We start from the raw sequence: 18801 nt of genomic DNA on the forward strand, positions 1-18801 counted from the left end.
GCGCATCACTGATCGCTCGCCGTTTCAAGCCACGACCCAAACGGAAAGCAGAAAGCAGAGAGGCTCATGCCCACAATCGCTTTGGTCGACGACGACCGCAACATTCTCACATCCGTCTCGATCGCGCTGGAAGCCGAAGGCTACCGTATCATGACCTACACCGACGGCGCCTCCGCGCTCGACGGTTTCCGCACCACCCAGCCCGATCTCGCTATCCTCGACATCAAGATGCCGCGCATGGACGGCATGGAGACGCTGCGCCGTCTCAGGCAGAAGTCAGACCTGCCGGTGATCTTCCTCACCTCCAAGGACGAGGAGATCGACGAACTGTTCGGCCTCAAGATGGGCGCCGACGACTTCATCCGCAAACCGTTCTCGCAGCGTCTGCTGGTCGAGCGCGTCAAGGCGGTGCTGCGGCGCTCGGCGCCGAAGGATCCGACCGTCGCGCCGAAGGAGAACGACGCCAAGGCGCTCGACCGCGGTCTGCTGCGCATGGACCCCGAGCGCCATACCTGCACCTGGAAGAACGAGCCGGTGACGCTCACCGTGACCGAATTCCTCATCCTGCAGGCGCTCGCGACCCGGCCCGGCGTGGTGAAGAGCCGCAACGCGCTGATGGACGCCGCCTATGACGACCAGGTCTATGTCGACGACCGCACCATCGACAGCCACATCAAGCGGCTGCGCAAGAAGTTCAAGGTGGTCGACAACGAGTTCGAGATGATCGAGACGCTCTACGGCGTCGGCTACCGTTTCAAGGAAGCCTGAGGGCGCCCCCTCTACGGCGATCGAGAGCATCTCCGGTTCTCGTTCCATCGGGACGAGGATCGCTCTAGGATGCGGGGACCTTCGCACGGGCCGTCCTAACGCGGGCGTAAGCATTGCTTGACCGAACGCAGCCTGACCCTAACCAGAGCGCCGGGATCGCATCCGACGGCGTTCAGGAGCACGTTGCCGACGACAAGCCGCAGGGCTTCCGGCCGCTGAACTGGCTGAAACGCGCCGGGCAGTTCTTCTTCGCGCTGTCCTTCTCGAGCCTGACCCGCCGCATCGTCTCGCTCAACCTCGCCGGCCTCGTCGCGCTGGTGGCGAGCATCCTGTACCTGTCGCAATTCCGTGCCGGCCTGATCGATGCCCGCGCCCAGAGCCTCCTGGTCCAGGCCGAGATCATCGCCGGCGCGATCGCGGCCTCTGCCACGGTGCAGACCAACGCCATCACCATCGATCCCGACCGGCTGCTCGACCTCAAGCCGGGCGAGACCTATGGCGGCTCGGACGAGTATTCGCCGCTGGACTTCCCGATCAATCCGGAGCGCGTCGCGCCGGTGCTGCGCACCTTGATCTCGCCAACCAAGACGCGCGCCCGCATCTACGATCCGAACGGCAGCCTGCTGCTCGACAGCCGCAACCTGGAAAACGTGCTGCGCTTTCCTCTGCCGCCGCCGGCCGAGCAACCCGGCATCATCGAGCGCGGCAAGGTCGCGGTGCGGACCTGGCTGAACCGCGGCGACCTGCCGCTCTATCGCGAACTCGGGCCCGAGAACGGCAATGGCTATGCCGAAGTGGGCGACGCCCTCCAGGGCCAGAAACGCTCGATGGTGCGGGTCAACGCACGCGGCGAGGTGATCGTCTCGGTCGCGGTCCCCGTGCTGCGCTCGCGCGCCATCCACGGCGCCTTGATGCTGTCGACGCAGGGCGACGACATCGACCAGATGGTCACCGCCGAGCGCCTCGCCATCCTGAAGGTCGGCGGCGTCGCCGCCGCCGTCATGATCATGCTGTCACTGCTGCTGGCGAGCACGATCGCAGGTCCAGTGCGCCGGCTCGCCGACAGCGCCGAACGGGTCCGCCGCCGCATCAAGGCCCGCATCGAGATTCCCGATTTCACCCGCCGCCGCGACGAGATCGGCCACCTCTCCGGCGCGCTGCGCGACATGACCAGCGCGCTCTACAGCCGCATCGAGGCGATCGAGATGTTCGCTGCCGACGTTGCCCATGAATTGAAGAACCCGCTGACCTCGCTGCGCTCGGCGGTCGAGACGCTGCCGCTGGCGCGCAACGAGAACAGCCGCGCCCGCCTGCTCGAGGTGATCGAGCACGACGTCAAGCGGCTCGACCGGCTGATCTCCGACATCTCCGACGCCAGCCGCCTCGATGCCGAGCTGCAGCGCCAGGATGCGATCCCGGTCGATTTGCGCCGGCTGCTGACGACGCTGACCTCCGTCGCCAACGAAACCAAGCTCGGCCACGACGTCGCGGTCGAAACGCGCTTCGAGGGCCGCGGCCCGACCGACACATTCGCCGTGAGCGGCCACGATTCCCGGCTCGGACAGGTGGTCTCCAACCTGCTCTCCAACGCGCAATCCTTCTCCGAACGCGGCAGCAAGGTGCGCCTCACCTGCCGCCGCGTCCGCTCGGAGATCGAGATCGTGGTCGACGACGACGGGCCCGGCATTCGCGAGGACGCGCTCGAGCGCATCTTCGAGCGCTTCTACACCGACCGCCCGCATCAGGGCTTTGGCCAGAACTCCGGCCTCGGCCTTTCGATCTCCAAGCAGATCGTCGACGCCCATGGCGGACGGATCTGGGCGGAGAACCGCCCTGGCCGGCCGGACGCCGACGGCACTCCGACAATTGCCGGTGCGCGCTTCGTGGTCAGGCTGCCGGCGCTATGAACGAAGGCGGGCCCAGCGTTCACGCCTCTGCCGTCAAGGTCGGGCCTTACGCCGTGCTGATCCGCGGGCCCTCGGGGTCCGGCAAGTCGCGGCTTGCCTTCGATCTGATCATGGCGGGGCGCTCGGGCATCGTGGAAAGGGCCGTTCTGGTCGGTGACGACCGTGTCCATCTGGCGACACTCGGCCACGAAATTGAGGTCCGCCCCGCGCCTCGCCTGGCGGGCCTGATCGAGATCCGGGGCCTCGGAATCCGCCGCTGCGACTTCGTGGAGCATGCGACCGTCAGTCTCGTGGTCGATCTGGCTGCAGCCGATGCGGAGCGCCTGCCGCCGGCCGAAGCCCTGAAAACCAGCATTTTTGGTGTCGAAATACCGCGAATCCCTGTTGCCCGCGACTATTCGCCCCTTCCCCTGGTTGTTGCGGCCTTGACCACTACCAAGAGTTCATCTTCGGTTAACCCTTCAGGCGATTGTTTGAAGGGAAATGGTAACCATATGAACCCCACTATCGCGACCGAATAGACCGGCGCAGCTCCCCTCATCCATCCGTCTAGATTCAGGGAGATACGCAACATCCCCTCTTGCGCGGGGGCTCTGGATGGTCAAAGTGGCGCGTTCGTGCGGTGCACCAAAAGCGCCCGCGAGGAGTTTTCCGATGATTGGTCTAGTACTTGTGACCCACGGGCGCCTTGCCGACGAATTCAAGGCAGCGCTTGAGCATGTCATGGGCCCACAAAAGCAAATCGAAGCGATCACGATCGGCGCCGAAGATGATTCCGATCTCTGCCGAAGCGACATCATCGAGGCGGTCAACCGCGTCGATTCCGGCGACGGCGTTGCGATCCTCACCGACATGTTCGGCGGCACGCCGTCGAACCTGGCAATATCCTGCATGAGCCGGCCCAAGGTCGAGGTGCTCGCGGGCATCAACCTGCCCATGCTGGTGAAGCTTGCCAAGGTGCGCGAGGAGCGACCGCTGCCCGACGCGATCGCGATGGCGCAGGAAGCTGGCCGCAAATACGTCACCATCGCCAGCCGGGTGCTCGCCGGCAAATGAGCGAGGAGGCGCCACAAGCCGCGACCGGCGTGCCCGCGGGCGCGATCTCCAAGGATCTCCTGATCATCAACAAGCGCGGCCTGCATGCGCGCGCCTCGGCGAAATTCGTCCAGGCCGTCGAGCGCTTCGATGCGCAGGTGTGGGTGACGCGCGGCGGCGAGACCGTCGGCGGCACCTCGATCATGGGCTTGATGATGCTCGCCGCGGGTCCCGGCACGACGATCACGGTGGCGGCGGCAGGAACCGACGCCGAAGCCGCGCTCGCGGCGATCACGGAGCTCGTTGAGAGCAAGTTCAACGAGGAAGGGGTTTAGGGGCTTCGTCAATGAAGCTGCCGTAGGGTGGGCAAAGCGAAGCGTGCCCACCAAGTCTGTCGCGCTTGCCGAGAGATGGTGGGCACGGCGCTTCGCGCCTTTGCCCACCCTACGGCAGCTCGGCTACTTCCCCGGCGGCGCGAAGTAGATGTTCCAGCTCATCGACGGGCCGGCTTTGCCGTTGGTGAAGCGGCGCGTTGTCATCACGATGCGCTCGGCGTTGGGCGCAACCTCCGACACCCATTTCTCGAATGCGGGCAGGCGGCCGTCGGTCGGATCGAACACGCCGATGAAGCCGTGCTTCCTGGCGTCGTCGCGCGAGGTCAGTCCGGAATCCCAAGCCTCCAACGGTAGCAGCGCGGACGGATGATCCGGGCTGTAGAACACCAGCGGCTGGATCTGCTCCATCGTGCCGGCAACGACGGCCCAGCGCGAGCCGAAGCGGCTGTGCCAGGCCTGGGTCAATTCGCGCGCGAGCTCCGAGCGCGCGCCATAGATCTGTGCGTTGCCGGCATTGGCCTCCATCTCGCGCGCGGCGATCCGGGGCGAAGCGGCGAGCGTCGCGGCGCTGAGCACGAGCCAGATCGCGGCGATGTTGAACAGCGCGGCGCTCTGCACGCGCAGCGTCGGAATCGCGACCAGTGCGAGCGGCACCAAGAAGAACAGCGAGATGCCCCAATCCGTCTTCATGTAGATGCTGAAGGCGAGCGCGCCGAGCGGCGGGCCGACTGCGACGATGACCTGGACGATCCAGACATTCAGCGCCTGCGAGACATTGATCCCTGCATTGGCGCCACGCGCCCAGGCGCGCGTGACGATGCGCAACGGCGCACGCAGCAGCAATTTGACCCATGGCGGCACCAGCGCCATGGCCAGCGCCGCGAGCGCCACCGGCAATGCCAGCAGCGCGAAGTTGTGCAGCACATAGCCCGCGACCAGCTGATGCAGCTGGGCCTTGTCCTGGAGGCTGTAGGTGTCGCCGGCATAGGTCAGCGGCACGAAATGCGCATCCGCCAGCCAGACGAGGTGCGGGATCATCGCCGCGACCAAGGTGGCAATCGCGACCCACGGCGCGGGCGATGACAGGAAACGCAACCGCTCGGGATGGATCAGCGCGGCGAGGCCGATCGCGCCGATCATGGTCAGCACCCAATATTTGGTCATCAGCGCCAACGCGCCGGCAAGCCCGAGCAGGATTCCGGATTGCCAGCTCCGCTTCTCGAAGGCGTTGAGATAAGCGAGCACCAGGAGCGGCAGCGTGACGAGCTGCAGCAGGTCCGGATTGTACTTGAACCCCTTGAAATTGAAGATCGGGTACAGCGCGATCATCACCACGACCAGGAACGCGCGGCGCGCATCCACCACGCGCAAGGCGATCAGCCAGCAGAGCACCATGCCGACGCTCACCGTCGTCATCGCCAGCGCATAGGTCGCCCAGTCCGCCGCCGGGAGCGCCTTGAACCAGAGGCCGGCCACCCAGCCCGACAGCGGTGGGTGCTTGCCATAGCCCCAGAGGAATTTCTGTCCCCAGCCCCAGGCTTCTGCGACGTCCATGTGAACGTCCTGCGCCGCCTTCAGATTGATCAGGATGAAGGTCCAGAGCACCGCATGCAGGAGAGCGAATTGGATCACCAGCCACAGGCGCGCCTCGGGGCGGATCGCACAGGCGACCAGGAAGGCCCGGAAGCGGTTGTAACTCAAGCGGGTCTTTGCCCGCGCTCCGGCAGTGGGAAGAGAGGTCGTGGACATGGCCGTTGCGTAGCGCGTTTTGGCCCCTCATGGAATCAGCTTGGCGTGAACAAAGGCCCTGAAAATACAGCAATATGGTTGCCGCACGGGGATGTGAGTGGTATCCCGCGCCCATGACGACCGCCCCCATTTCCAACATCCGCAATTTCTCCATCGTCGCCCATATCGACCATGGCAAATCGACGCTGGCCGACCGCCTGATCCAGATGACCGGCGGCCTCTCCGACCGCGAGATGGCGGGCAAGGAGCAGGTGCTCGATTCCATGGACATCGAGCGCGAGCGCGGCATCACCATCAAGGCGCAGACGGTGCGCCTCGCCTACCGCGCCAAGGACGGCAAGGACTACATCTTCAACCTGATGGACACGCCCGGCCATGTCGACTTCGCCTACGAGGTCTCGCGGTCGCTGGCGGCGTGCGAAGGTTCCCTGCTCGTGGTCGACGCCAGCCAGGGCGTCGAGGCGCAGACGCTCGCCAACGTCTACCAGGCGCTCGACAACAATCACGAGATCGTCCCGGTCCTGAACAAGGTCGACCTGCCCGCGGCCGAGCCCGAGAAGGTCAAGCAGCAGATCGAGGACGTCATCGGCATCGACGCCTCCGACGCGGTGATGATCTCGGCCAAGACCGGCCTCGGCATCCCCGACGTGCTGGAAGCCATCGTCACCCGCCTGCCGCCGCCGAAGGGCGATCGCGACGCCACGCTGAAGGCGCTCTTGGTCGACAGCTGGTACGACGTCTATCTCGGCGTCGTCGTGCTGGTGCGCATCGTCGACGGCACGATGAAGAAGGGCCAGCGCGTGCGCATGATGGGCACGGGCGCGGCCTATGACGTCGAGCGCGTCGGCTTCTTCACGCCGAAGATGCAGCAGGTCGAGGAGCTCGGCCCCGGCGAGATCGGCTTCATCACCGCCGCGATCAAGGAGGTCGCCGACACCCGCGTCGGCGACACCATCACCGACGACAGGAAGCCGGTCGCCGAGATGCTGCCGGGCTTCAAGCCGGCGATCCCGGTGGTGTTCTGCGGGCTGTTCCCGGTCGACGCCGACGATTTCGAGACGTTGCGCGCCGCGATGGGCAAGTTGCGCCTCAACGACGCCAGCTTCTCGTTCGAAATGGAGACGTCAGCCGCGCTCGGCTTCGGCTTCCGCTGCGGCTTCCTCGGGCTTCTCCACCTCGAGATCATTCAGGAACGCCTGTCGCGCGAGTTCGACCTCAACCTGATCGCGACCGCGCCGAGCGTCATCTACAAGATGAAGCTCACCGACGGCCAGGAGATCGAGATCCACAATCCGGTCGACATGCCTGACGTCGTCAAGATCGCCGAGATCGACGAGCCCTGGATCGAGGCGACGATCCTCACGCCCGACGAGTATCTCGGCAGCGTCCTGAAGCTGTGCCAGGACCGCCGCGGCGCGCAGAAGGAGCTCACTTACGTCGGCTCCCGCGCCATGGTGAAATACGACCTGCCGCTCAACGAGGTGGTGTTCGACTTCTATGACCGCCTCAAATCGGTCTCCAAGGGCTACGCCTCGTTCGACTATCACCTCACCGACTACAAGCCGGCCGATCTCGTCAAGATGCAGATCCTGGTCAATGCCGAGCCGGTCGATGCGCTCTCGATGCTGGTCCACCGCACCCGCGCGGAAGGCCGCGGCCGCGCCATGGTCGAGAAGATGAAGGAGCTGATCCCGCCGCACATGTTCCAGATCCCGATCCAGGCGGCGATCGGCGGCAAGGTGATCGCCCGCGAGACGGTGCGCGCGCTACGCAAGGACGTCACCGCGAAATGCTACGGCGGCGACATCACGCGCAAGCGCAAGCTTCTGGAGAAGCAGAAGGAAGGCAAGAAGAAGATGCGGCAGTTCGGCAAGGTCGACATCCCGCAGGAAGCTTTTATTGCCGCACTGAAGGTGGATAGCTGAGGCGGGGCTCGGGAGGGCCGGTCCGGTCTTCGGGGCCGGGAAACAGGCGGCCTCCGGGCGGCAAAACAAAAGTGCGAAAACAACCCCATGCACAGTAGCCGTCGCCTTGGCGGCATTGCGCTTTTTCGATTTTTGCGAATCCGATTTGACCCGTCGGGCAAAACAGGGGTATAGTGGCATTATCGGAGAGGGCCGGATGAGCCGGCACGATAGTCCAATCTGATTTTCTCGAGTCTCGATCATTCATGCACGGAGCAATTTCATGGTCCGTGCAAATATCATGCGTCGCAAAGATACTTGGCAGGCTAGGCGCTGAAGCATGCCAGGCTTCTGCAGTAGCGTCGGGGACGTTCATTGCTTCGGCCCACACGCAATCGGCTCGGAAAGATGCGTCTCGTTCCCGCGCGTATTACGGACCCTGATCGCGCCATCGCGTCACGGAACGATTGCGTGGGCGCTGGGCAAGTGGTTGTTGGCTCGGGTCGGCGCCCGCGTTATTGTGGTTGAGCCTCAATCAGAGGAGGTGTCATGCAGCGACGGGAATTTCTCGCACTGATCGGCGCCGCGGCGGCCTGGTCACCCCTTGCTCGCGCGCAACAGCCGAAGAAAGTCCCCCATATTGGCTTTTTGACCACCGGCTCGATCGAGCAAACCCGCACTTCGATGGCTGCCTTTCATCAAGGACTACGCGAACGCGGTTATATCGACGGAGAGAATATCATCGTCGAGCTTCGAGCAGCCGATTCAAAGGCCGAACAACTCCCGGCCTTGGCGAGTGACCTCGTCCGTCTCAATCCTGCTCTTATCGTTGCACAGAATTCGCTTGCTGCGCGGGCAGTGCAGCAAGCTACCAAAACAATTCCTGTTGTTGTGCCAGTTATGGGCGACCCGGTCGAAGACGGACTCGTTGCCAGCATCGCCCGACCAGGAGGTAACATCACGGGACTAACCTTCATCGGCCCGCAGCTTGTTCCCAAGCGGCTCGCGCAATTGAAGGAAGCATTGCCCAAGGCGTCTCGGATAGCAGCGATCTGGCATCCGGCTGCATACGGCAAGACTACAACTCAAGGCATGATCAGCGGTGCGGAGTCCGCATCAAAAACCGTGGGCGTTCATTTGCAACTCATTGCCGTCCAGGATCCTGACGGGCTGGGCGAGGCGTTTTCGGCGCTTGCGGGCGCGCGTGCCGATGCAGTCTTCCTGTTTCCCAGCCCGATGTTCTTCATTGCACGCAAGCGCATCGCCGACCTCGCCGCAGAGCATCGGCTGCCGCTGTTTGCCATCGGCAAGGAATTCGTTCAACTCGGTGCGCTGCTGTCCTACGGAGCGGACATCATCGACTTGAACCGGCTAGCCACTGATTACGTCGATAAAATCCTCAAGGGCGCCAAGCCCGGGGATCTGCCGGTCGAGCAACCGACCAAGTATGAACTATTCGTCAACCTCAAGACTGCAAAGACACTCGGGATCGAAGTTCCAGCTGCATTGCTGGCCCACGCGGACGGGGTGATAGAATGATCGACTGATATTCAAGTCGATGCATTCAAGCCCGCGGACGGCCAGTCTTTTCGAGACCTCGTCCCGTTCCCGACAGAGGCAGGGCTATCGCATATGACTTGTAGCGCGGCCGATGCGCACGCCTCGTCCTTCGAGACGGCGCTTACGCGCCTCCTCAGGATGAGGCTAGTCAGCGCTTGTGCCCTTTGAAACTGCATCCGCGCGCTTCGTCCTCATCCTGAGGAGCCCGCCTAAGGCGGGCGTCTCGAAGGATGGCCGCACGGAAAACTCTCAAATGCGATAGCCGTGGGATCGGCGGGACTGTTTTGGCTTACGAGCCTTGAAGCGTGCTATAGTCGACTATCGCACGGCAGCTTCGAGCGAGGTCAGATGAGACGGCGCGCATTCATCGGGCTGATGACGGGAGCAATCGGCGGATCGCTCATCGCACGCGCCCAGCAGTCTTCCACACCGCGCGTCGTCCACTTGGGACCGGTCGAAATCCCCGCGCAGATGGCGGCAACCAAAAGGCTGCTTGCTGAGCTTGGTTACGTCGAGGGACGGATTCGACTCGAGTTTCGTCACGCGGCCGGAGATGCCGACGCGCTGCCGGCGCTCGCGCAGGAGATCGTGCGGGATGGGCGGGTGGACGTGATCATCGCGATCAGCACACCTGCCGCTCTCGCGGCCTACAAGGCAACGCGAACCATTCCGATCGTGACCCTTGCTGCCGTCGATCCAGTCGCGTCCGGACTGGCCGACAGCCTCGCCCATCCAGGCCGCAACGTGACCGGCATCGCGGTTTTTTCGGAGGAAACCACCCTGAAGCGGGTCGAGCTGATGCGGGAGATCCTGCCCCAAGCCGCCCGCCTCGGGACTGTCACGACAAAGGTTTCGAGCGGTGCACAGAGTCTCACGCCTGTTCTGGAGGGCGGCCGCAAGCTCGGCTTTGAGGTTGAAGCACTCAACATCGATGATCCCGCCAGCATCGGGACAATCCTGAGCCCGGACAACCTCGCCCGATTTGACGGTCTTGTTTTCGTTCCGGACGTCGTGCTCAGCGCCCACCTGGCCGAAGTCGTCAGGTTGGTGAATCTGAGCAAGAAGCCCGCGATCTTTGCTTCACCAGACTGGGTCGCGAACGGCGGTTTCATGTCGTTCGGACCGGACTTTGCGGACGCAGCACGCCGCTTGATTGCGCAGGTTGATCGCATTCTACGGGGCGCAAAGCCGGCAGATTTGCCTTTCGAACGACCCACCAAGTTCGACCTCAGGATCAATCTGCGCATCGCCAAGGCCCTGGGTCTCGACTTGCCTGCAACCGTCGTCGCCCGCGCCGACGAAGTGATCGAATAGCCTCAAGGATTTCACCCGCACTCAACCGCCTTGCCCTCGCCCGGTAAGCCACCATCCCTTCTGCGCAGCATCAGCAAGACAGGAAGTTTGTAGGGTGGGCAAAGCGAAGCGTGCCCACCGCTTGTGTGCCGTCGGGAAGAGTGGTGGGCACGGCGCTCAGCGCACCTTTGCCCACCCTACGAAAGCTGTGCTCGCCTTCGCTCCTCGCGGCAAATCCTCACGACATCTTCTTCGCCTCGACGTATCGCGCAAAATTGTCGAGGATCGCCTGCCAGCCGCCCTGCTGCTGCTCGACAGAGTGCGTGGTTTCGGCGTCGAAGACGACACGGACGACAACGCCCTTCGGGCCCGGCACGAACTCGACCTCGGCCTTCCGATCGCCGAACGAATATTCGATCCGCTTGTGCTCGACAATCTTGGTGTAGGTGCCGGCGAAGTCGAAGCCCATGCTGCCATCCTTGGCCTCCATCCGCGATGAGAAGGCGCCGCCGTCCCGCAGGTCGACCGTCGCCCTGGTCGTATGCCAGTCGTCGGATGCGGCATTCCACTTCACGATGTCGGCTGGCGTCGTATAGGCACGCCAGACCTGATCGATCGGGGCGGCTACGCTGGTTTCGACAGTGATCCTCATGGGCATTGCTCCAGTTGCGACTTTGACGCTCGAATTGACGGAATCTCGCCACGTGTGCCGGGTCCATTTCCAGCACGTCCGGGACGTGTCGACCCAAGGACGATCGAGACCGGCCCATGCCGACATGGTCCGGCGTCAATGTGCCAAAAAAGTTGGAAAAGTTGTGGTGTGGGCAAAGCGAAGTGTGCCTGCGCGCACGCCTCGTCCTTCGAGACGACGCTGACGCGTCTCCTCAGGATGAGGCTCATTGGCGGCGGTGCCTGTTGAAACTGCTGCCGCGGACTCCGCCCTCATCCTGAGGAGCCGCTCAAGCGGGCGTCTCGAAGGATGGCCGCAGGGAAAAACTCTCTAATGCGATAGCCCTGCCCGCCAGCGTCGCTCTTCGGGCTGCGGCGGACAAGTCGCACTACCATCCTGCGCCGCTCTTCAGATCGGCCTCGTCTTCCCTCGGATGGCCGTCGACCGTTTCAGGACCTGCTCGGCATCGGCATAGCGGCCTAGATACTTGTAGAGACCGGCGAGGTTTTCCAGAACGCCGGCGAGATCCGGATGGTTGGGGCCGAGGGTTTTCTCGAAAGTGGCCGCCGACCGCTTGAACAGCCGCTCGGCCTCCGCGTTACGGCCCTGACGCCCATAGAGCGCAGCCAGATTGTTCTGTGCCTGCGCGATGTCGGGATGATCCGGGCCGAACGCCTTCTCGGTGACCGCCATCGACCGCTTCAGCAGGCGCTCGGCATCGGCATAGCGATGCCGATTGGTATAGGCGTCGGCCAAATTGTTCATCAGCACCGTGGCTTCGGGATCGTCGGGACCGAGCTCCTTCTGCAGCACGGCGAGGCCTCGCTCGAATAGCCGTATGGCCTGATCGTACCGGCCCTGATGGCTGTAGACCGCGCCGAGGTTGCTCAACGCCATCACGATCGACGCATCATTGGGGCCGACCGTCTTCTCGCTGATGGCGATCGATCGCTTGAGGAGCGGCTCCGCTTCTGCGTAACGCTCTTCCGCGCGATAGAGATCGCCCAGATTGTTCAGCACCATGGCGACTTCGGCATGATTCGGACCGAGTGTCCTCTCCCGAATCGCCAGCGAGCGCTTGTACAGCGGTTCGGCGACGGCGTATTGGCCGAGATTGTAATGGATCGTGCCAAGGTCGTTCAGCGGCATCGCGACGTGGGCATCATCAGGGCCGAACTCCTTCTCGCGAAGGGCCAGCGACTTCTGGGCCAGAGGCAGCGCTTCCATGTACTTCCCGGCCTGATAAAGCACCTTCATCTGCCGCGCGAGCGTGCCCGCCTCGTCCTCGTCGGCATCGGACGGCACGCCGAACGACAGGCTCAAGGCAAGCGCAGCAACTGCAACGCAGATCGATTTTCTCAGGGTCCTCATCGCGCCTTCCCTCGTCGCGGCTATTGGGACTTACGCGCCGTTGGTGCGCCCGGAAGCCGGACAGGTTCAATGCAGCCGCGGCTTTCCGACCCGACCGACCGCGCCAGCGCGGCCGTATGCCATTGGCAGGCGTGAGTAATTCATCATTGCCCGAGCTGTTGAAGCACAGCAGACCACAACGCCAGCGGCTCCCGGAGCGCGCCCGGCTCGGACGGCTTCTGGCGAACGGCCGTGTGCACCATGACGAGCTTGGAGGCGGGATCGACCAGGATGACCTGACCGCGGATGCCAAGCAGGGCAAATCGGCGCTGCTCGCCCGGAAGGAGCCACACCTGATAGCCGTAGCCGAAATAGCGCGTGGCCACGCGCGGAGCGAGATGACCATCCTCTGGCCTGACGGTCGTGGCATCCAGCAGCCACTGCCGGGGGATCAGCTGCCGCCCCTCCCAGGCGCCGTCATGGGCGAGCAACCGGGCCAGGCGCGCATAGTCGCGCAAGGTCGCGTTGAAGCAGCAATAGGCGATCTCCTGCCCGCTGCCGTCGATCACCCAGGATGCATCAGCCTCGGTGCCGATGGGGTCCCAGATCCGATCGCGGAGATAGTCGGCGACCGGCGTGCCCGTGGCGGCGCGCAGGACCAAGCCGAGTATCTCCGTTTCAACGCTGGCATAGTGGAATTTGGTGCCTGGCGGCGCGGTCCGCGTGTTGAACTGCGCGACGATGGCGTCGGGATCTTTCGGCGGGCCAGCGAACAGGGCCCGCCCAAGCCGGGCCATATCGTCGTTCCCGTCATAGACTTCCGAGAATTCGACGCCCGACGACATGTTCAACAAGGCGCGGATGGACGTGTTGCCATATTCCGTGCCTGCAAGGCCGCCGACATAGGTCGAAACGAGGTCGTCGATCGACTTGATCCGTCCCTCCGAGACCGCGATCCCGACCAGCATGGCCACCACCGTCTTGGCCATGGACATCGAGACAAAGCGGTGATGGTCGGTCCGCGCATATTGATAGTGCTCGTAGAGGATGGTGTCGTCCCTGGCGATCAGGAGGCCCGTCACCGGGTTGCGCTTGAGGTAGTCCGCGATGCCGAACTTTTCGGTGCCAAAACTGTAGGTGACCTGTGGCTCCGGCGCGCGCTTGAATTGCCAGGGCGCCGTCGCGCGAGCGACCCGGCGCGAGGGATAGATCTCGCCGAAATGGCTGTAGCTGCCGACGAGCTTGTCGAGCGGGGGAGCGGCTCCCCGCGTGCCGACCGGATAGCCCTCAGCCGCACCGTAGAGCCCGGCATCGGGACCGCTCTCCGAAAAGACCGGCCCCGGCGCGGCGGGCGCGCTTCGAACGTCCTGCGCGCACGCCAGGGGCGACCAGATCGCGGAGGCAAAAATGACGGGCAGGAAAAGCCGGCGGCACCCGCGCGGCCTAAACGACGCTCCCCAGTTCATTGCACTTGCCTCCCCGCACGTTGGTGGGTGTGCGCTTCACGAGAACAACATCGCTAGCCGGTAAACAGAGGCATACTATCATCATGGGCAAATGGTGTCAGCGGGTGACAGTCTGCTTCACTCTCTCCCATGGATAGGCCAGCATCTTTGCTGCGCAGCATCAGTAAAATCAAAGCACGAGGAAACCCTTGAGCAAGCCAAAATGAGGGATTTGACCGGCATCATTGCCGCGCATGCGCCCGCCAAATGGCGCCCGCCGTAAGTCTTGACGCTGTCCCGGGCGAGCGGAGCGAACTCTTTTGCGAATCCGTCCGGATTTGTCACCGTGTTGTCTTCGATCATGAAGACCGGACGACTAGTCTGCGCGTAAATTCCGTGACTCTCCAGCGCACCAATGGCGATGCCTGCGGCCAAAGCGCAGGCCACAACAAAACCTCTCAGAGACACGACCCTTCCGAATGGTCGTTCAACTCCTCCTTGCTCCGAGCGCGATGGCATCCGTCCGGACCAGCTTCAGCGACTTGACCATCTTCTCCGTCGTAGCCTTGTATGTCTTGAAGTGGGGAGATTCGAGGTGCGACCTGTACGCCTCGACGTCGCGATAGACCTCGAAAACTCTCACCATGGTCGGGTTGTCCTGATCCGACACGGCATACAGCACCAGGACGCCCGGTTCGACGCGGACCGCGGTCTCGATGTGTTCCCTGACCGCCGTCTTGTAGGCTTCAAGCTGAGCCGGATCGATCTCGATTTCGGCGAGCTGGATGTAGCGGCCCTGTGCTTCCTGGGCAATGGCAGGTCCTCCCAGAGTTGAAGCCAGCATGGATGCACCGACAATCAGAAGCTGCTTCGTGTTCACGATTACCTCCTGCGCAGCGCCAACAACGGCGGCGGCATCACGTCTCGGCAACAACTCACCTTTGGTATTGCGCGTCGCTGACCTTCTCGAGCCACTCGACGTTCCTGCCGTTCACCGATTCCTGAATTGCGATGTGCGTCATCGCGGTCGTCGGCGATGCACCGTGCCAATGCTTGAGCCCCGGCGGAACCCAGACGACGTCGCCGGGCCGGATCTCCTCGACTGGACCGCCGTCTCGCTGCACCCAGCCGAGCCCCGCAGTGACGATCAGCGTCTGCCCAAGCGGATGCGTGTGCCACGCGGTCCGAGCACCGGGCTCGAAGGTGACTTGGCCGCCGCCGACACGGGCGGGATCCGGCGCCTGAAACAGCGGATCGACCCGCACCGTTCCGGTGAACCAGTCTTGCGAACCCTTCTGGGAGGGACGAGACCCGTTTTTCGTGATGCCGATGTCCATGGCTAGTTCCTTTGGCGGTTCGGACGTGAGTGCTTGCGCGCGCCGAAGTGAGACGGTGGCGGCGATGCCACCGCAGATGAGGGCGTCTCTGCGCGTGATCATTGTGTTCCCCGGCTCACAGCGGGCGACATCCGGACTACGTCAGCGCGGGCGCTTCTCGATGACGTCCTTGACGACCGGCGCCGCAGAGAAGGCGTTGGGCCAGCCGGCATAGAAGGCGAGATGGCCGAGCATCTCGCCGACTTCCTCCCGCGTCAGTCCGTGATCCATCGCCCGGTTTAGATGATACGTGATCTGGGCGACCTGTCCTGTTGCGATGAGCGCGCTCACGGTAACGAGGCTGCGATCCCGCGGAGCCAGACCCGGTCTGAGCCAGAGATCCCGGAACAGCACGTCGGTGGTGTACTGAACCAGGCTTGGCGTGATCTGGCCGAACTGCTCGCCGACGCGTGTGGCTCGCTGCTTTTCCGCCGCCTCGTCGAGCGGAAGCTGCGGTCCCGACGCCTGCGGCAGCTGATTGGCTCCGATGTTGCGGCTGTCGAAGACCGCCTTTGCCGCCGGAACCGCGTCGATCGCGTTCGCCCACCCGGTGTAGAAGGCCAGGTGCGTGATGATCTCGGAGACCTCTGCCGGCTTCACGCCGTTGTCGAGCGCGAGACCGAGATAGAATGGCAGCTCGATCTTCTGATTGCGGGCGATGAGAGCAGCGAGCGTGACGATGCTGCGGTCCCGCGGCGAAAGCCCGGGGCGCTTCCAGAGATCGCCCAGGACGACCTCCTGTGCATAATTCTGGAGCACGGGCGCGACGGCGCGGATGTCCTCCGGTTTCGACATGCGATGTGCTCCTTCGCTCGATGACCGATCGTCGGCGGCCGCGCCGACAATCAGGCAGAACAAAAACAGGGTCGCGGCAAGCCGTCTCATTGCGGGCATCCATCAATGGTTGTCGGGTCGGTCATCAGTCACGCAGCCGAGAGCACAGCGTACAAGGTCGCGCCGCTGACGCGAAACACAGGCGACCAAGTCACCCCATGATCTTCCCACCGGACGACCGCGGGCTCCTCCACGGCTGGTCCGAACCTAAGACTTTGGTTCGTCCGCGATTAGGTGATAGATTTGATATGCAGTCATTAGGATAGCTTATCAATGCAGCGAGAGGACGCGAGCGACCTGCTGGCCTTCCTCGCGGTGGCGCGGGAGCGCAATTTCACCCGAGCCGCGGCGAAACTCGGCATGACGCAGTCTGCCCTCAGCCAGATCATTCGAAATCTGGAGGAGCGGATCGGCATCAGGCTTTTGAACAGGACGACGCGCAGCGTCACCCCGACTCAGGCTGGAGAACGGCTCTTCCTCAGCATTGGGCCGAAATTCAACGCCATGGATGCAGATCTCGCTGAGCTCAGCGAACTCCGCGAAAAGCCGGCGGGAACGGTTCGTTTGACGGCGACGGAGAACGCAGCCGTCGCGATCCTATTGCCTGCCCTCGGGAAGATCCTGCCAAAGTACCCCGACATCCACGTCGAAATCGTCATCGATTACGGGCTCACCGACATCGTGGCGCAGCAGGTCGATGCCGGCATCCGGCCGGGTGAACTGGTCGCCAAGGACATGATCGCCGTGCGCGTCAGTCCCGACCTGCGGATGGCCGTCGTCGGTTCCCCCTCCTACTTCGCCGAGCGCAAACGGCCGAAGTCGCCTCGGGATCTGACGCATCACAACTGCCTCAACCTTCGCCTGCCGACCCATGGTGGCAGCCTGTACGCCTGGGAGTTCGAGAAGAACGGGCGCGAACTCAAGGTGCGTGTGGAGGGACGGCTGGTGGTCAACAGTGCGGGCCTTCTCCTGGACGGAGCACTCAAGGGCCTGGGCCTCGCCTATCTTACGGAGGGCCACGTGCAGCAACATGTTTCCGAGGGCCGACTGGTCCGGGTGCTTTCCGATTGGTGTCCGCCATTCTCGGGCTACCACCTCTACTATCCGAGCCGGCGGCAGCCTTCCTCCGCCTTTTCGGTGCTGGTCGAGGCGCTCCGATATCGCGGACGGTAGACCTGCCAACGCGAGATCACTTATCTCTTGATGGCCACCCGCAAAACAGACCGTCATGAACTGCGCTCCCGATCGGTCGGCAATGGCGTGCAACACCCAGCCTTGCTCTCGCCCTGCAGATAAGCCACCATCCTCTCCGCGCCATCAACAAACCAACAGCGCTGAGGAAACGCATGAGCAAGCCGTCACGCTTCGACTATGGCTGGGTCGTTGTCGCCGCGGGCGCGCTGATGACCTGCATCGGGTTCGGCACGATGCTGTCGCTGGCGGTGTTCCTGCAGCCGATCTCGGAGGCGATGGGCTGGTCGCGCGCCGGGGTGTCGGCTGCCGCGACGCTGGATTTCCTCTTTATGGGATTCGCCGCATTCCTATGGGGCACGCTGTCGGACCGGTTCGGCACCCGCATCGTGGTGCTCTCGGGAAGCGTTCTGCTGGGACTAGGTCTCGTCACAGCGAGCCAGGCCGCAAGCCTGTGGCAATTCCAGCTTTGCTTCGGCGTGCTGATCGGGATCGCCGTGGGCAGCTTCTACGCACCGATGATGGCGCTCGCGAGCGCCTGGATCGAGAAGAACCGCAGCCTCGCCGTGGCGCTGGTCTCGGCCGGCATGGGCGTGTCGCCGGTGACGGTCGCGCCGGCCGCGAGCTGGCTGATCACGGCCTATGATTGGCGCACCGCGATGCTGGCGATCGGCATCGCTTCGTGGGCGCTGTTGATCCCCGCCTGCTTCCTGGTGCGTCCGGCGCCACCAGCCGCGGGCTCCGCAACGACGGACGCTGTGCCGGAGGTCGAGATGGGCGCGGCGCAGGCGCTGCGCACGCCGCAATTCATCGCGCTCGCAGCGGCGCATTTCGCCTGCTGCGCGGCGCATTCCGGTCCGATCTTCCACATGGTGTCCTATGCGATGGTCTGCGGCATCGCTCCGCTCACGGCAGTGACGGTCTATAGCGTCGCCGGCGTCTCAGGCCTCGGCGGACGCCTGCTGCTGGGCGTGCTGGCCGATCGCATCGGCGCGAAACCGGTCCTTGTCGGCGGGCTGTTCGTGCAGGCGATGTGCATCGCGACCTATCTGGCGGTGGCGCAGCTCGGCGAGTTCTACGCGCTCTCGGTCGTGTTCGGACTCGCCTATGGCGGGGTGATGCCGCTCTATGCGGTGCTGGTCCGCGAGTTCTTCGGCGCGCGCATCATGGGCACGGTGTTCGGCGCCGTGTCGGCCTTCGCCAGCCTCGGCATGGCGCTCGGGCCCTGGGCCGGCGGGATCGTGTTCGACACGTTCCAGCAATACACCTGGCTGCATGTGGGCTCCTTCGCGATCGGGCTTGCAGCGGTCGCGGTGGCGCTGAGTTTTCCGACGCGGCGCAGGCCATCGCTCGATCTTAGCCGCGCGACGGCGTGACACTGGAT

Annotated in this window: 18 protein-coding genes; 10 read left to right on the forward strand and 8 right to left on the reverse strand. The window is 63.8% G+C overall.

Annotation, left to right across the window (positions count from 1 at the left end; all coding sequences use genetic code 11):
* Positions 1 to 66 precede the first annotated feature (66 nt).
* The 5 genes from ACM43_RS08095 to ACM43_RS08115 all read left to right on the forward strand — a co-directional run bounded on the left by ACM43_RS08095 (position 67) and on the right by ACM43_RS08115 (position 4045).
* Positions 67 to 768 carry a response regulator transcription factor gene (locus ACM43_RS08095; RefSeq protein WP_008542552.1) on the forward strand — a complete coding sequence of 234 codons (702 nt, stop codon included), beginning with the start codon at positions 67 to 69 and terminating at the stop codon, positions 766 to 768.
* Between the two features lie 113 nt (positions 769 to 881).
* A complete protein-coding gene (locus ACM43_RS08100; RefSeq protein WP_157283400.1) occupies positions 882 to 2675 on the forward strand; it encodes a sensor histidine kinase in 1794 nt (597 codons plus the stop codon).
* Positions 2672 to 3196 (forward strand): HPr kinase/phosphorylase, encoded by a 525-nt coding sequence (locus tag ACM43_RS08105; RefSeq protein WP_157283401.1) that lies wholly within the window; start codon positions 2672 to 2674, stop codon positions 3194 to 3196. The genes ACM43_RS08100 and ACM43_RS08105 overlap by 4 nt, the downstream gene beginning before the upstream one ends.
* A 133-nt stretch (positions 3197 to 3329) precedes the next feature.
* Positions 3330 to 3731: a PTS sugar transporter subunit IIA gene (locus ACM43_RS08110; RefSeq protein WP_007597752.1), complete on the forward strand. Its 402-nt coding sequence runs from the start codon at positions 3330 to 3332 to the stop codon at positions 3729 to 3731.
* The gene (locus tag ACM43_RS08115; protein ID WP_036014186.1) at positions 3728 to 4045 is read left to right on the forward strand and encodes an HPr family phosphocarrier protein; all 318 of its coding nucleotides are present in this window, start codon (positions 3728 to 3730) and stop codon (positions 4043 to 4045) included. Before ACM43_RS08110 ends, ACM43_RS08115 begins: the two co-directional genes overlap by 4 nt.
* A gap of 123 nt (positions 4046 to 4168) precedes the next feature.
* On the opposite strand, the gene ACM43_RS08120 is transcribed toward ACM43_RS08115, so the two are convergent.
* Positions 4169 to 5794 (reverse strand): glycosyltransferase family 39 protein, encoded by a 1626-nt coding sequence (locus ACM43_RS08120; RefSeq protein ID WP_271539543.1) that lies wholly within the window; start codon positions 5792 to 5794, stop codon positions 4169 to 4171.
* 113 nt (positions 5795 to 5907) lie between these two features.
* On the opposite strand from ACM43_RS08120, the gene lepA reads away from it, so the two are divergent.
* From lepA to ACM43_RS08135, 3 genes are all read left to right on the forward strand, one after another.
* Complete coding sequence (gene lepA / locus ACM43_RS08125; protein WP_271539545.1) at positions 5908 to 7719, forward strand: translation elongation factor 4; 1812 nt, start codon at positions 5908 to 5910, stop codon at positions 7717 to 7719.
* A gap of 528 nt (positions 7720 to 8247) precedes the next feature.
* Positions 8248 to 9237 (forward strand): ABC transporter substrate-binding protein, encoded by a 990-nt coding sequence (locus tag ACM43_RS08130; protein ID WP_271539547.1) that lies wholly within the window; start codon positions 8248 to 8250, stop codon positions 9235 to 9237.
* Between the two features lie 369 nt (positions 9238 to 9606).
* On the forward strand, positions 9607 to 10572 hold the full coding sequence (locus ACM43_RS08135; RefSeq protein WP_271539549.1) for an ABC transporter substrate-binding protein: 966 nt from the start codon (positions 9607 to 9609) through the stop codon (positions 10570 to 10572).
* A 217-nt stretch (positions 10573 to 10789) separates the two neighbouring features.
* On the opposite strand, the gene ACM43_RS08140 is transcribed toward ACM43_RS08135, so the two are convergent.
* The 7 genes from ACM43_RS08140 to ACM43_RS08170 form a co-directional block, all read right to left on the reverse strand.
* Positions 10790 to 11203: an SRPBCC family protein gene (locus ACM43_RS08140; RefSeq protein ID WP_157283413.1), complete on the reverse strand. Its 414-nt coding sequence runs from the start codon at positions 11201 to 11203 to the stop codon at positions 10790 to 10792.
* Between the two features lie 426 nt (positions 11204 to 11629).
* Positions 11630 to 12592 (reverse strand): tetratricopeptide repeat protein, encoded by a 963-nt coding sequence (locus ACM43_RS08145; protein WP_271539551.1) that lies wholly within the window; start codon positions 12590 to 12592, stop codon positions 11630 to 11632.
* A gap of 143 nt (positions 12593 to 12735) precedes the next feature.
* Positions 12736 to 14037, reverse strand: coding sequence for a serine hydrolase domain-containing protein (locus ACM43_RS08150; RefSeq protein WP_271539553.1), 1302 nt, complete (start codon positions 14035 to 14037; stop codon positions 12736 to 12738).
* A gap of 117 nt (positions 14038 to 14154) precedes the next feature.
* Positions 14155 to 14451 carry a hypothetical protein gene (locus ACM43_RS08155; protein ID WP_271539555.1) on the reverse strand — a complete coding sequence of 99 codons (297 nt, stop codon included), beginning with the start codon at positions 14449 to 14451 and terminating at the stop codon, positions 14155 to 14157.
* Positions 14452 to 14503: 52 nt separating this feature from the next.
* A complete protein-coding gene (locus ACM43_RS08160; protein WP_271539557.1) occupies positions 14504 to 14896 on the reverse strand; it encodes a putative quinol monooxygenase in 393 nt (130 codons plus the stop codon).
* Between the two features lie 55 nt (positions 14897 to 14951).
* The gene (locus tag ACM43_RS08165; RefSeq protein ID WP_404544393.1) at positions 14952 to 15353 is read right to left on the reverse strand and encodes a (R)-mandelonitrile lyase; all 402 of its coding nucleotides are present in this window, start codon (positions 15351 to 15353) and stop codon (positions 14952 to 14954) included.
* Between the two features lie 141 nt (positions 15354 to 15494).
* The gene (locus tag ACM43_RS08170; RefSeq protein WP_271539559.1) at positions 15495 to 16277 is read right to left on the reverse strand and encodes a carboxymuconolactone decarboxylase family protein; all 783 of its coding nucleotides are present in this window, start codon (positions 16275 to 16277) and stop codon (positions 15495 to 15497) included.
* A gap of 222 nt (positions 16278 to 16499) precedes the next feature.
* Here ACM43_RS08170 and ACM43_RS08175 point away from each other — a divergent pair, with 222 nt between their 5' ends.
* On the forward strand, positions 16500 to 17399 hold the full coding sequence (locus tag ACM43_RS08175; RefSeq protein ID WP_271539561.1) for a LysR family transcriptional regulator: 900 nt from the start codon (positions 16500 to 16502) through the stop codon (positions 17397 to 17399).
* Positions 17400 to 17572: 173 nt separating this feature from the next.
* Positions 17573 to 18793 (forward strand): MFS transporter, encoded by a 1221-nt coding sequence (locus ACM43_RS08180; RefSeq protein ID WP_271539563.1) that lies wholly within the window; start codon positions 17573 to 17575, stop codon positions 18791 to 18793.
* Positions 18794 to 18801 lie beyond the last annotated feature (8 nt).

The sequence above is a fragment of the Bradyrhizobium sp. CCBAU 45321 genome (genome assembly GCF_028128975.1).
GTDB classification, from domain to species: Bacteria; Pseudomonadota; Alphaproteobacteria; order Rhizobiales; family Xanthobacteraceae; genus Bradyrhizobium; species Bradyrhizobium yuanmingense.